A 13,841-nucleotide genomic window follows, 5' to 3' on the forward strand; every position below is an offset into this window, starting at 1 on the left:
GATTCCTACACCTTGTCGCGATTTTGGCATTAGAATTTGGTAAACAATTCCCATACAGTAGGAATTAACTCGTCCCACTAGTTCAAGAGGCCAGAAATTGTCCGAGAGTACCGCGAATCGCCAGCTCGAACGCATCAGCTTGATCCTCGATGCACTGGAATTCGGTGAAGCCACGGCCAGCGAGCTGGCCCGAATCACCGGACTGTCTACGTCAACCGCTCATCGGCTGGCCCTGTCGCTGACGGACTTCGAGTTCTTGCGGCGCGAGTCCTCCGGACAATTCAGCCTCGGTCGCCGCTTCATAAGAAGCCGGCTGGAGATCATCGGCCTGAGCCACCTCACGGAACTGCGCGATATGACCGGAGAGACAGCTCAACTGTGGATTCGACGTGGTGACACTCGCGTGTGCATTGCCTCGGTTGACTCCCGTCAGGAGCTCAAAGCCACTTTGCCCGTCGGAGCGAGCTTGGCGTTGCCACACGGTTCCAGCGGGCGACTCCTCTCCTTCGACTCCGATGCGATCGCATCAGTTGAGGCTCGCGGTTGGGTCGAATCAGTTGGACTTCGTACTCCGGGGCTTGGCTCCGTCAGCGCACCAATTATGCAAAAGAATCACGCCATCGCCTCCATTTGCCTGGCCATGCCGTTATCGCGTTGCAAGGTTTCTCCTGGCGAAGACCACGGCGATACCTTGTCCCGCACCGCCGCGAAGATATCGGAGGCATTCAATAACCAGCGGTGATCGCGCGACAGGCCTGGTTCGACGCGACAGAAGTCCCAGTAGCAACAGCCGCCATTGAAATAGATTGAGCCACCCACGGAAGGTGGCTCAATCAGGTTCAGTCGCCAATCTTCTTAGCTAGCCAATGGGCAGGAACGGAACGAGCAGTGTCGTCAGGAAGAGCACCAAGGCCCCGCCGATTCGGTTGGTCAATGCGGCGAATGGCATCAGGTGCATGCGTTCGGCTGCGCTAAGCACGGACACGTCGCCAGATCCTCCGGTGTCAGCCATGACTAATCCAGGGGTAATCGCGGCTTCGACAAAATTGAACTTCAATAACCAGCCGACAAAACCAGAGCTCAAGGAAGCGATCAACACCGTGCAAATCACCAGGACAATGAACATTGGATTGATCAGCGAAGTCAGTACTTCGCTGATGTTGATATAGGAAATGCTCACTCCTACCAATAGCGCCGGCACCATTACCGCGGTCACCATTTCGCCCCAGTCGGTCGTCGACTCCTCCAGGTCCTTGGGCAGGAGCCCAAAGATTTTCAAGAACGCAACAGCGATGATCATCCACGCGTAGGGGTGGAGGAATTCAAAGAATCCGCCTAGCAGTTCTCCCAGCACAAAGAGCACCGCAGTAAGGGCCAGTCCCTTGCCCAGCGTCAGAAAGCTGGCAACGGTGCGCTTCGGCGGGCTGGCCAGGTCCTGGCGGGAACTCTTAACTCTCATTAATTCGCCGTTGCCGCTGAATCCGACAAACAGCTGCTTACGTTTGCCAACGCCATTGAGAATACCCGCAAACAGGATGCAGAAAACGTTGGCCACAACTACCGCCGACATCAGATCCCCCATGAATGCAGATGAGTCTTCTCCGGTGCGCGCACCGAACATCTCGCTCATCGGCACGGCGCCGAGTCCCAGTCCACCAGCCATGATCGGTGCTGCAACGGTGAGCACTGCTGTCCAGAATCCAAACCCGGTTGCCGCTCCGATCACCCCGGTCAGGGTGAAGGAAAGCAGGACACAAGCCAGCATCGGAATCAGGAATCGCGGGCCTGCCTTGACCAGCAGGGCGCGAGGGGCACCGAGAATCGATCCGGCGATGACCGAGGCGACAAAGAAATCCAAGAATCCATGTGTAGTGACAAAGTCGGTAACAACTAGCTTGATGGGCTCAGGCATGACTCCGAAGAAAATTAGCGTAGCTGGCACGAAGGTGCACAAAATCGTGGGCAGACCGAAGTCGCGAACCAGCGGGAACAGGTTTCCGAACCAAATCAGCAGGCCACCGAGCAGCATCGATACGGCGAAACCTGGCAGCATCCCTCCGGGAAGCCTGCCGGTGAGCGCCGCAATAAGCACGACGGCAACCAAGAGCACATAGAGCCAGATCGGCATTCCGGCGATTTCCCGATGCTTCGAATTCCAGTGGTGGGTGCCTCTGGGCACTTGTGCTTTGCGAATGAGTTTTTCCAAGACTTCGTTGTCTTCATGTCCAGCGTTTCGAGGAAGCTGGGCTTCTTGTTCAATCTTTGACATCTTATTCTCTCAATGGTCGAGGCGTCATTGCCTAGTTGGCTGAAAGTTTTTCGGTCCTAATGGGCTGGCCGGAGCGGAGAATGGAGCGTGCCTGGTCTGCGGCATTGCTCAGCAATTTTTCGTCAATTCCTGTCTCATGTCCTTGAGCATGAACAAAATGGACAAGCTCCGAAGTGGACAGGTTTCCGGCAGCTCCTGGTGCAAACGGGCAGCCGCCGAATCCGCCCAGGGCAGCATCAAAGTGGGTGATGCCCGCGCCAATGGCCAGATTGACCGTTTCCAGGGCTTGGCCATGCGCATTGTGCAAATGCAGGTAATAAGTGAGCTCTGGCTCAGCGTCCTGGACGAATTTCACGCTGTCCATCAATTTTTGTGGCGCAGTAGTTCCCAAGGTATCGGCCAGGCCGATGTCCTTGATGCCCATGCGCTTGAATGCCCGAACGATCCTCAGCAATCGAACTGGTTCAATCTCCCCTTCAAAGGGACAGGTGAACGCCGTGGATATCCCGGCAAAAAAGCTGAGCTGCGGATGCCGGGCAACATCAACAGCCAACGAATCCAGCGCCTGGTCAATACTCGCTCCGGCATTTGCGCTGCTGTGCGTTTGGCTGGCCGAGGCGACCACCTGGATTTCGGCTGCACCGGCCGTGGCAGCACGGGCAATTCCCCTGCCATTCAGGGCCAGCGCCGTATAGCGGATTGCCTGATCCTGTGGCAGCCGTTGAATAACCTCGGCAGCGTCGGCCATCTGCGGTACACGAACAGGGTTCACGAAGGAGGCAACCTCCATCCGGCGCACTCCGGCCACACCGAGGGCCGCGGCAATTTCCAGTTTGTGCCGGGTTTCAACGATGACAGGTTCATCTTGCAAACCGTCGCGAAGAAAGACATCGGTGATTTCGATCTGCATCAGCGGGCCAACTTCATGCTGGTTGCTGCGATCTGTTCCGCGTCGAAACCGGCTAGATCTCGAAGCACCTGCTCGGTGTGCGCCCCCAGATCTGGCCCAAGCCAACGCACCTTTCCTTGATGGCCCGGAATCTTGGGGACAACCCCGGGGAACCGAACGAGTTCCGGCGCTCCGTCAACAACGACTTCGTGGGTTTGAATCATGTCGCGGGCAAGGTAGTGCTCGTCCTTGGCGATGGCAGGTGCGTCAAAGACCGGGGCCGCGGGAACGCCCGCCGCGTCCAGGGCAGTGAGCACCTGTTCCAGCGGCTGGGATTTGGTGAATGCTTCAATTGCTCTGTTGAGTTCATCTTCACGAAGCCGTCGCGCCTCGGTGGCCAGCAGCGTCTGGTCCTCCGCCAGATCCCGCCGCTCGATTGCATGCATCAGGCGGACGAAAACCGAATTCGAATTGCCGCCGATCACCACTTCCAGCCCATCGCCACAGGTATAGGAACCGGTGGGCACAACCCCGGGCAGTCTCCCACCGGTGCGTTGGCGGATCAATCCGTAGGCATCGTAATCGGGAACCAAGGATTCCAGCAGGGAAAAGACACCCTCGTAGAGCGCCACATCGACAATATTGCTGCCGCTCTTGGCGCCGACCTTGGCCTTGTTGAACATCAGCATCAGCGCGCCAATAACCCCATAGAGGCCAGCAACGGTGTCGCCCAGGGAGGCCGCGGAGCGACCAGCCGGCCGGTCGGGTTCACCGGTCACATAGCGCAGGCCGGCAAATGATTCTGCCGAGCTGCCGAACCCGGCCCGGTCCTTGTAGGGACCCGTTTGCCCATAACCGGATATTCGAACGATGACCAGGTCCGGATTGATCGCGGTGAGCACTTCCGGGCCAATACCCCATTTTTCCAGTGTCCCAGGACGGAAGTTCTCGATGATCACGTCAGTCTTCTCGATAATCTTCTTGATGGCCTGAACACCAAAATCGCTTCTCAGGTCCAGTTCCACGGATTTCTTATTGCGCCCGATGGTCCGAAACAGCATGGACGTCTTCCCGCGGGCCTTGCGCCAATCCCGAAGTTCATCGCCTCCATCGGGACGTTCAATCTTGATCACCTCAGCACCAAAATCGCCGAAAACCATGCCAGCGAAAGGTGCGGCAATGAAGTTCCCCAGCTCCAACACACGGATGCCCGCTAGTGGCAGGTCCTGCTTGTCTTCGTTCAGCCGATTCGTCATGAAACGCTCCCGTTTTCATCTACCCTTGAATCCAATATCCCACCCAATGGGATTACCTTCCCTTTTGACGGTAAGACTGTAGCAAGTGACGTGGGGCACATCAAGAGATCTGCGGAAAATCTTCAATCAGCTCGCTTCGCTGCACCCCAGCGTCCATCGGCAGGCGCCTTTCACTCTCGCGCCCAACCGTGCGCATCGCCCCGTGCTGGCGCACTAGACTTAACCCCATGACTGCAACGCTCGTGGCCAAAGACCTCACCGGTGGCCACGCCCACCGAACCCTGTTTTCCAACTTGAGCTTCACCGCGACAACTTCAGATGTTTACGGTGTGGTGGGAGCCAACGGCGCAGGAAAATCCACGTTGCTGTCGCTGCTTGCCAAGGCCGCCACCGCGCAGTCCGGTGCGGTGGATACCGCCCCGGACTCGGCCTTCATTGGCTGGTTGCCGCAGGAGCATGAACGCATCCCCGGAGAAACGATCGCAGCCTACTTGGCTCGCCGCACCGGATGCGCGCAGGCCACGGCCCGGATGGAAGAAACCGCCCAGGATCTGGGCAGCGAGAAGCCGGGGGCCGACGACGCTTATTCAACGGCATTTGATCACTGGATGGCCTCAGGTGCCATGGACCTGGACGATCGAATCCCTGAAGTCCTCGCGAAATTGGGCTTCACCTTGCCGGTCGAAACAGAAATGACCGCCCTGTCGGGTGGACAAGTCGCCCGCGTCGCCTTGGCGGCGCTGCTGCTCTCGCGCTTCGACATCGTGCTGCTCGATGAGCCAACCAATGACCTTGATCTTGCAGGACTGGAACTGCTCGAAGAGTTCATCAATGCCTTGCGCGCCCCGGTCATCCTGGTATCCCATGACCGCGAGTTTCTGGCCCGCTGCACCACCGGGATCATCGAACTCGATCTGGCCCAGAATAGCGTCGCCGTCTACGAGGGCGGCTATGACGCATACCTGGCAGAGCGGGCCGTCAACCGCACCCATGCCCGGGAAGCCTACGAGCAGTTTGAAAATCAGAAGGCAGATCTGGTCTCCCGTGCCCGCACCCAGCGCGAATGGTCGTCCCAAGGCGTGCGCAACGCGATGCGCAAGTCACCGGACAATGACAAGATCCGCCGTCGAGCCAACAGCGAGTCCTCCGAAAAACAGGCCGCCAAGGTCCGGCAGATGGAATCCCGCATCGCGCGCCTAGAGGAAGTGGCCGAGCCGCGCAAGGAATGGGTCCTGCAGTTTTCCATCGCCGCCGCGCCGCGCGGCTCATCGGTGATGTGCACCTTGAACGAGGCGAGGCTGCAACAAGGAGAATTCACCTTTGGCCCGGTGTCCGTACAGGTTAATGCAACTGACCGGATCGGCATCACCGGCCCTAACGGCGCCGGAAAATCCACGCTGCTCAAACTCCTGCTCGGCAAGCAGTTCCCCGATCAGGGCACGGCCTCCCGGGGAAGCTCGGTGAGCATCGGGGAAATCGACCAGGCTCGCACCCAGCTTCCCGGCGACGTTCCCCTGGGCCAGGCTTTCGAGAATGCCGTGCCTGAATATTCCTCGGCCGAAGTGCGCACCCTGTTGGCGAAGTTCGGGCTGAAAGCCGACCAATCCAACGCACTGGTCGATTCCCTGTCGCCGGGTGAACGAACCCGCGCGTCCATGGCCTTGCTCCAGGCACGCGGTGTGAACCTGCTGGTTCTCGACGAACCGACCAACCACCTTGATGTTCCGGCCATCGAGCAGCTGGAAGAGGCGCTGGAAGCCTACGAAGGCGCGCTGCTGCTGGTGACCCACGACCGCCGGCTGCTGCAGAATGTCCGCTTGACGACCCGCTGGGAAATTTCCAACGGGCAGCTCACCGTCCACTACTGATCCGCCGGTAAAACTGTGTATTTTTAAGGCTGGTTCACAGTCGCGTACCGTACGCTTAAAGCATAGGAGCCGAGACTTTCAGTTCTTTCGACTGAGATGTCGCCCGCTACAACAGCCAAGGATACGACTTGAGTAGCAGTTCTGTTCTTCAGCCCCCCGCACCTTCAGCCAGGCCAGGGGATCCCCAAAGCTTTTTCCATGTAAAGAAGCTCGTTCAAGAAGCCGGGCTTTCCGGACGTCGACGGGCACATTACCTGGGGCTGGGATCTGTGCTGATCATCCTTCTGGGCTCAGCGGTCGCCGGCTCGATCTTGCTGGGCCACAGCTGGTACCAATTGCTCATTGCCGCGGCTTTGGGCATCCTGCTCACCCAGTTCGCCTTCCTGGCCCATGAAGCCGCCCACCGGCAGATCCTGTCCTCGGGCAAGACCAATGACAAGCTGGGCCGCTTCCTAGCCAATGTCGTGGTTGGAATTAGCTACCAGTGGTGGATGAACAAGCACAATAAGCACCATGCCACGCCCAACACCATTGGCAAGGATCCTGATATCGAATGGGACACCATCTCATTCCAGCCTGCTGATGCCCAGCGGCAGCGCGGATTGCTCAAATGGATCACCGAGCGACAGGGCTACCTCTTCTTCCCGCTGCTGACGCTGGAGGGATTGAACCTTCATATCCAGTCAATTCGCTACCTCTTCACCGCGAACCGCACCAAGCGACGCAAGCGCGAAATGCTGGCCATCGCCCTGCGTGTGGGACTCTATGTTGCGCTGATATTCGTTTTCCTGCCGACCGGAATGGCCTTTGCCTTCATCGGAGTACAACTGGCAGTCTTTGGCATTTACATGGGCGCCTCGTTCGCGCCGAATCACAAGGGCATGCCGATGGTTCCGGGCGATGCACGCATCGACTTCTTCTCCCGCCAGGTCCTCACCAGCCGCAATATCATGGCACGCTCTTCATGGGGCAACCGGGTGCTCTCGCACCTGTTCGGCGGCCTGAACTACCAGGTTGAGCACCACCTGTTCCCGTCGATGCCGCGCGCCAATCTGGCAGCAGTATCGGCCATTGTTCGCCAGTACTGCGCAGAGCACCAGATCCCCTACACCGTGGCTAGCATTCGCGAATCCTACGCCCAGGTGATCACCTACCTGAACAAGGTCGGCCTCTCGGCGCGAGATCCCTTCGATTGCCCGATGATTTCCGGTTACCGCATCAGCTCATAGGCCGCACAGGAACCAGACGGAAAGAGCTGGGAATTCTTGCCACCCGTGGCGAGGATTCCCAGCTCTTTTCCGCTTAAGCCACAAGCGGCCAACCGGCTTTCTCCAGCATCGCGGGCACCGTATCATCGCCCGCGCAAAACGAGCCCGTTGCGGCAAGCGCGCATGTCCTCAACCTGCTCTTGCCGTGGCGGGTCCCTGGGCCGGCTGGCTTTTCAGCTGGCTGCTCGCCAGGACTTCAGGGCTGGGAATCCACCGGCTGGCTTGGTTCCTTGGGGCCTACTACGTCGATCGCTCCAGTGACGGTGTGCTGCGCGCCGGTGGCGACAGGAACATACTCTTGACGGGTTGCGGCCGGTACCTTCGCATGTCCGTGGCGCATGTCCGCCACTGCCACCAGCAGCGTGGCCACAACCAGGAGCGCAATGGCGACAAATGAAATCTGCATCGCCACCGAATACCCTGCCACATGGTTGAGCCCGTAGAACACCGCCGTGATCACTGCAATGCCCACTGCCGTGCCGACACGCTGCGAGGTCTGCATCAGTCCCCCGGCGCTGCCGGAGTTGGCTACCGGCACTTCCATCAGGGTCAATGCCTGGTTCGGGGAAATGATGAAGCCCTGGGCAATGCCGATAAAGGCCAAGGAAAGCAGCATCCACCAAACGTTAAGATTGAGCCGGTCTTCAAAGTACACGACAGCTATGGTGGCCAGCAGCCCGAACAACGCGCTGAGCGTGCCGCCAATGACCAGGTTGCGTCCCAAGGTCGTGGCGTAGCGGCCTGCGATATGCGAGCTGAAAGCCGAGAGCAGCGCTGCCGGGAGGCAAATCAAGCCCGCTTCGAGGGCGCTGAAGCCTTGGGATTCCTGAACGTAGATGGCCACGAGCACCCATACGCTGGAGACGCCCATGAAGTACAGGCCAGCGATCAGCGTGCCGTTGGTGAAGCTGCGAATCCTGAAGAGCGCCAATTCAACCATCGGCTCCCTGCCGCGTTCCTTGTACCGCTTCTCCCACCAGATCCACACCGCCAGCAGGATCAGCGCCGCTGCCAAAAGCCACCATAGCGCCGGGTTATCGCGGCCTTGGACGAAGGGAAGCAGCAAGGCAAAAATGCTCAGGGCCAGAACAATTCCTCCGACCGGGTCCAGATCCAGCTTGCCTGCAGGCTTAGTGAATAGGGGCTTTGGAAGCCAGAGCACGGCCAGGACGATAGCCAAAATGCCAACGGGCACGTTGATCAGGAATGTTGAACGCCAGCCTGCATCGGCGCCAAGCCAATTGATCAGCAACCCGCCCAGCACCGGGCCCACAGCAACCGAGAAGCCGACCACGGTGCCCAGCAGCCCATAGGCACGGCCACGAGCCGCGCCACGGAAGTGCTGCTGAATCATTCCCATGACCTGGGGGTTGAGGAAACCGGAGCCGATGCCCATGATGAAGCGCGCGACGTTCAGCAGCATCGGGTCCGCTGCCAGGCCGGCCAGGATGCTGGCCACCGTGAATATGGCTACGCCTGCGACGAACATGACTCCGCGGCCCAGCAAGTCTCCGGCACGCCCTGCAGCTACAAGGACCACGCCAAAGGTCAGCGCATAGCCAGCCAAGACCCATTGCATGTCGGCTTCGCTCGCATGCAGCGTTGAGCCAATGGAGGGCAGCACCACATTCACGATGCTGACCGAAACCAGCGACATGAACATGGCGGCCAGCAAGACGCCGAGCAGTCGCCAGCGGGCACCTGCAGATAACTCGCTAGGCTCTTTTGCTGCTTCGGACTTGCTTACTGGCATGGGGGCATCTCTCCGCATAGTTTCGGCCGCAGGTCAGTTGTGGCACTGTCCGATTCAGCGCGGTCCCGTCGCGAATTATTCCCTGACGGGGTACTTTTCAGTCTTGGCCGTCCTGGTTTTGGCTATTGAGCTGCAGCAGCCGCTCCATCGCGAGCACCCGCAGCTCGATGACCTCCTCGAACAGCTCGTCGCTATTTTGTTCCGGAAGTTCAAGAGCCTGTTGCGCGTAGGGTGCAGTGACTTCCGGATACAAATCAAGCCATTGCCTGGGTACCGGATGGCTGAAAAAGTCGGGACAATCCGGCTGGCGCCGATCGTAGAAATAATCAATATGCAACACGAATCCAAGGACGTCCCGTTCCAGCGCGCGGACCATTCCCGTTGCCTGCTTCAGCGTCAGCCCCATTTCGACGTAGAACTTCAACACGCGTTCAACCAGCTCGGTCCGTCGTGGACCCGGGATTACGTGTGTTTTCTCGTCCATGCTCAGCTGCGAAGCCCGCGGATATGCGCGGTAGGCCGATCTAGTGGCAAGATAGGCGTCCCGCACCCCGTCCTTCCAGTGGGTGCAGTCGAGTTCGAGCGTCGGGCTGATGGCCAGGAACTGCTGCAGGGCAAGGCCGATAACTTCTTCGCGGTCTGACACGTAGTTGTACAGGGCGCGCGGGGTTACCCCGAATTCCATGGCCAACCGGTGCATGGTCAGGGCGCCATAGCCCTCGGAACCGACAATCTCCAAGGCTTTTTGCCCGAGCAGCTCTTTGCTCAGGCTGATGAATTCCGAGTCCTTGCGTGGGCGCCCGCGTCCGCGCTTCGCGGATGGCGCGGGGGAAATTTCCTTATTATCGGCCATGTCACGAGAATATACGCAAGAGCCGAGTAATTCACCCTTGTTCGCGTAATCCAGTTAGAACAAGGCGAGAAGCTTCCGCGCACGCTCATGCCACATGCCCGCGGCAACAGCCAAATGGGCGAGCGCGAAGGATAATCCGCCAGCCAGCCACGGCCACAGCAGCACGGCGTTGTATGTTCCTGGCAGCGCCGCGATAAATCCTGCCGCCATCACCAGCAGCCCTGCGGCAACCAGGGCAATATGCGCTGCTTTCCACCGGGTAGGGAGCAAACCAGCAAGTACCACCAGCACAGCGGCAGGCGCCAGCACCAGCCACTGCGGACCGGCAAAGCTTGCCATCCCCTGGTACGTGGCCAAGCCGACGCAGGCAACGAGCAAGACCGCCGCGACCACCAGCCAGCCGGGTCCCGGACGGGCCATCGAACCGCGTATCATCAGCATCGGCGTGAAAACCTGGGCCCACAACAGCAGTGTGACCGGGATGAAGTACATCGGCAGGATTCCACCCCCGAGGCACACCGCGCTCATGGCAACGGCGCCAAGGATTTGGAGGATCTGTCCTGGCGCGCCGCTGAGCCACAACGGCAGCAAGCTGAAGACCACCGGGATGAAGGCAAGCCAGATCAGCTGGCTACCTATGGCTTCTTCGAGATCCGCAAGCCAGCCTTGGCCCGGTGACAAGAACTGGTCCAGGCCCTGGGTTCCAATGAGCGCTTGCTGCGGGGGCGCAAAAAGAACCACGATGACCGTCAACAGCGCTAGTGCAAAAATGGGCCATGCCAGGATCCTGGTCAGGAAGTGCTTGCCGCTTCGAACTTCCAGATCTTCAGGCTCTGTGCGTTCAAATTTGCGTGCCCTGGCTGCTGGCTCGCCCAGCATGCTGATGAGTTCGCGCTTGCGGCGTCCCCTGTCCGGCAGGCGGTGGATTTCTTCCCTTGTCTGTTCGAGGACTTGCTTTCGTTCCTGTTCCGAGAGGAAATCCAAGGCTCGGCGCAGCTGCTCCAAATAATTACGGGCAGCCCGCGGCAGGTAAGACTTCATGCCTTTACTTTACGTGTTCTTAGCTGGCAAAGGGCGCAGCACTGCGGTGCACCGTCGTGAGGTGCCCCGCTGTGCTGCGCCCTGTGGATTCCTGTCAGCTACTTTCCCGCACCGGCGGTCAGCCCGCCGACGATGTACTTCTGCAGGAACAGGAACAATGCCATCACCGGCAGTGCTGCCAGTACCGCGCCCGCGGCGAAAACGGACCAGTTGGAGGTGAACTCCTCTGACACATAGGAATACAGTCCCACGGCCAGCGTCTGGTTTTCAGGAGAAACCAGCACAACAGAAGCCAGGACAAAGTCGCTGGTGCTGGAGATGAAGGACAGCAGTCCGACCACGGCAAGAATCGGTGCCACCAGTCTGAGGATCATCGTGAAGAAAATGCGTGCGTGGCCAGCGCCATCAATCTTGGCTGCTTCGTCGATTTCCACGGGAATCGTGTTGAAGAAGCCATACATCAGGTAGGTGTTCACTCCCAGGGCGCCGCCAAGGTACACCATGATCAAGGCGATCTGGTTGTCGATTCCCAAGGCAGGGAAAACATCACCAAGCGAGGTGAGCAGGATGAAGATCGCCACCACAGCGAGCAGCTGGGGGAAGATCTGCACAATCAGCAAGCTGACCAGTCCCACGCGGCGTCCGGTGAATCTCATGCGCGAAAAACTGTAGGCCGCCAAGGCCCCGAGGAAGACCGAGGCCGCAGCCGTGGTCAGTCCGATGAACAGGGTGTTGGCAAACCATGCCGCATAAGGACGCTGCTGATTCTGGAAAAGATCAATGTAGCTTTGCAGGCCGATAGTGGAGAAGAATCCATTGGAGGAAAGCAGGGTGCCGTTGGGGTTCATGGAAGCCGAGAGCACATAGAGCAACGGGAAGGCCGAGTAGATGCACAGCGCCACGCCGATGAGGTGGCGCCATCCGGTGGTGGCGAACCACTTGCCGAAGGTACGCCGCGCTGGGGCCGGGGCCTGGCGCAGGTCCGCAGTGGTTTGCCTCGTTGAGGTTTCGGTACTCATTAGTTCAACTCCTCCAGTGCCTTGGTCTGCTTAAAGCTGATGATCGAGATGATCGCGACGATCACGAAGATGATGATGGAGAACGCGCTGGCCAAGCCGTAATCTCGCTGGGAACCGACGAAAGCTACCTTGTAGACCATCGAAATCAGGATGTCAGTGGCACCCACGTTCAGTCCGGCATCCTCAAGGCGCGGTCCGCCTTCGGTGAGCATGTAGATCACGTTGAAGTTGTTGAAATTGAAGGCGAAGGAGCTGATCAGCAACGGTGCCACAGAAACCAGCAGCAGGGGGAGCTTGATCAGGCGGAAGATCTGGAACGGCTTCGCCCCATCGATGGTCGCCGCTTCCGAGAGCTCTTGCGGGATCGACTGCAATGCACCGGTGCACACCAGGAACATATACGGGAAGCCCAGCCACAGGTTGACCCAGAGTACTGAGAGCTTGGCCAGCCATGGGTCGGTCAGCCATGGAATGCCAGCGCCCCCGAAGAGCACTTGGTTCACGAACCCGAAGTCCCGGTTGAGCATGCCAGCCCAGACCAAACCGCCAAGGAATGCCGGGAAGGCATAGGGAAGGATTGAAATGACGCGATAGATCTTGCGGCCCTTCATGCGCATGTCGTTGAAGACGATGGCCAGGAAAAGCCCGAGGAAGAAGGTGGAAGCCACGGACAGGAATGCGAAAGCGAAAGTCCATACGGAGACCGAGAACAAGGCACCCCTGATGGAAGAATCCGTGAACGCGCGGGTGAAGTTGTCAAAACCTACGTTGATGGACCAGCCGGGCATCAGCTGTGTTCCGTCTTCAGCGGTAAATGCGCCGACACCGGTGTCCTTGTAGACCAGTCCGGTAGCCTGATCGGTCATGCTCTCAGCTGTTTCATCGTATTTCAGCGATGAGGTGTACTGGTAGGCAGTGCGGCCGTCGCTGGTGCGCAGCGTGCCATCTGCCGGGTCATCGCTGACCGGCACCTTCAACGAAGTGACTTCTTGCTGCCGGCCGAGCAGGTCCGCAAAGGTCAGTTCGGTGTAGTCCCCCAGGGTTGCAGGATCCGCTGGCGCAAGGGCATCGTTTTCATCGCCGATGAGCTGCTGGCCTTCGCGCTCGATGAGCATGGCCAGTCCATCATCGCCACTGTAGACCTTGACCGGATAGCCAGGTGAGCCTTCAACTCGTTCCTGATTGGATTGCAACAGTGCCGAGATGGCATCGGCTTTGTCGGAGTTGTGGCCCGAACCGTAGTTGGTGAAGGCGATGTAGCCGGTGTATCCAATGACAAAAACTTGGAAGATCAGCAAGAAGATGGTGCCGGGCAACAAGTATTTGGCCGGGAGCCATCCCTTCTTGAAGTAGACGACGTTGATTAGCACGGTGATCACGGCAATGACGGCGGCAATGAACCATGCTTCGCGTCCCAGCGCCGTGAAGAGCGCAAAGACCGCGGTGGCGTCCACGATCGCGATGAGAATGATCTTGGCCAGGATGGAGCCGAGGCTCGTGCCTGATGCGTTGGCGAAACGTTGTGCAGCCGGCGACAGCTTGCGTTTCGATTCGTCGGTGCGACGTGTCGGTGCCTCTGGGGCAGTCTTAGTCATCTTCCAGATGTCCCTGTCAGTAAAGTTCAG

Annotated in this window: 11 protein-coding genes; 3 read left to right on the top strand and 8 right to left on the bottom strand. The window is 59.0% G+C overall.

What is annotated here, in order from left to right:
* The first annotated feature begins 97 nt into the window (after positions 1-97).
* The gene (locus tag AC6CHO_RS10140; RefSeq protein WP_498214894.1) at positions 98-742 is read left to right on the top strand and encodes an IclR family transcriptional regulator; all 645 of its coding nucleotides are present in this window, start codon (positions 98-100) and stop codon (positions 740-742) included.
* A 117-nt stretch (positions 743-859) separates the two neighbouring features.
* Here the strand turns inward: AC6CHO_RS10140 and AC6CHO_RS10145 are convergent, their stop codons facing one another.
* From AC6CHO_RS10145 to AC6CHO_RS10155, 3 genes are read right to left on the bottom strand one after another with little or no spacing between them, the layout of a single operon-like run.
* Entirely contained in the window at positions 860-2,269 is a 1,410-nt protein-coding gene (locus AC6CHO_RS10145; RefSeq protein WP_498214895.1) for a 2-hydroxycarboxylate transporter family protein, read from the bottom strand.
* Positions 2,270-2,300: 31 nt separating this feature from the next.
* Complete coding sequence (locus AC6CHO_RS10150) at positions 2,301-3,179, bottom strand: hydroxymethylglutaryl-CoA lyase (protein ID WP_498214896.1); 879 nt, start codon at positions 3,177-3,179, stop codon at positions 2,301-2,303.
* On the bottom strand, positions 3,179-4,414 hold the full coding sequence (locus tag AC6CHO_RS10155) for a CaiB/BaiF CoA transferase family protein (RefSeq protein WP_498214897.1): 1,236 nt from the start codon (positions 4,412-4,414) through the stop codon (positions 3,179-3,181). Before AC6CHO_RS10155 ends, AC6CHO_RS10150 begins: the two co-directional genes overlap by 1 nt.
* A 227-nt stretch (positions 4,415-4,641) precedes the next feature.
* Between AC6CHO_RS10155 and AC6CHO_RS10160 the strand changes: the two genes are divergently transcribed.
* Positions 4,642-6,282, top strand: a complete 1,641-nt coding sequence (locus tag AC6CHO_RS10160) for an ABC-F family ATP-binding cassette domain-containing protein (RefSeq protein WP_498214898.1) — start codon at positions 4,642-4,644, stop codon at positions 6,280-6,282.
* A 128-nt stretch (positions 6,283-6,410) separates the two neighbouring features.
* Positions 6,411-7,511, top strand: coding sequence for a fatty acid desaturase family protein (locus AC6CHO_RS10165; RefSeq protein WP_498214899.1), 1,101 nt, complete (start codon positions 6,411-6,413; stop codon positions 7,509-7,511).
* A 235-nt stretch (positions 7,512-7,746) separates the two neighbouring features.
* Here the strand turns inward: AC6CHO_RS10165 and AC6CHO_RS10170 are convergent, their stop codons facing one another.
* The 5 genes from AC6CHO_RS10170 to AC6CHO_RS10190 all read right to left on the bottom strand — a co-directional run bounded on the left by AC6CHO_RS10170 (position 7,747) and on the right by AC6CHO_RS10190 (position 13,811).
* Positions 7,747-9,303, bottom strand: a complete 1,557-nt coding sequence (locus tag AC6CHO_RS10170) for an MFS transporter (protein WP_498214900.1) — start codon at positions 9,301-9,303, stop codon at positions 7,747-7,749.
* Between the two features lie 97 nt (positions 9,304-9,400).
* Entirely contained in the window at positions 9,401-10,156 is a 756-nt protein-coding gene (locus AC6CHO_RS10175; RefSeq protein ID WP_498214901.1) for a TetR/AcrR family transcriptional regulator, read from the bottom strand.
* A 54-nt stretch (positions 10,157-10,210) separates the two neighbouring features.
* Complete coding sequence (locus AC6CHO_RS10180; protein ID WP_498214902.1) at positions 10,211-11,197, bottom strand: DUF1700 domain-containing protein; 987 nt, start codon at positions 11,195-11,197, stop codon at positions 10,211-10,213.
* A gap of 98 nt (positions 11,198-11,295) precedes the next feature.
* A complete protein-coding gene (locus AC6CHO_RS10185; protein ID WP_498214903.1) occupies positions 11,296-12,216 on the bottom strand; it encodes a sugar ABC transporter permease in 921 nt (306 codons plus the stop codon).
* On the bottom strand, positions 12,216-13,811 hold the full coding sequence (locus AC6CHO_RS10190) for an ABC transporter permease subunit (RefSeq protein ID WP_498214904.1): 1,596 nt from the start codon (positions 13,809-13,811) through the stop codon (positions 12,216-12,218). The genes AC6CHO_RS10185 and AC6CHO_RS10190 overlap by 1 nt, the downstream gene beginning before the upstream one ends.
* Positions 13,812-13,841: the final 30 nt, after the last annotated feature.

This window comes from Glutamicibacter sp. GQ173 (genome assembly GCF_059759215.1).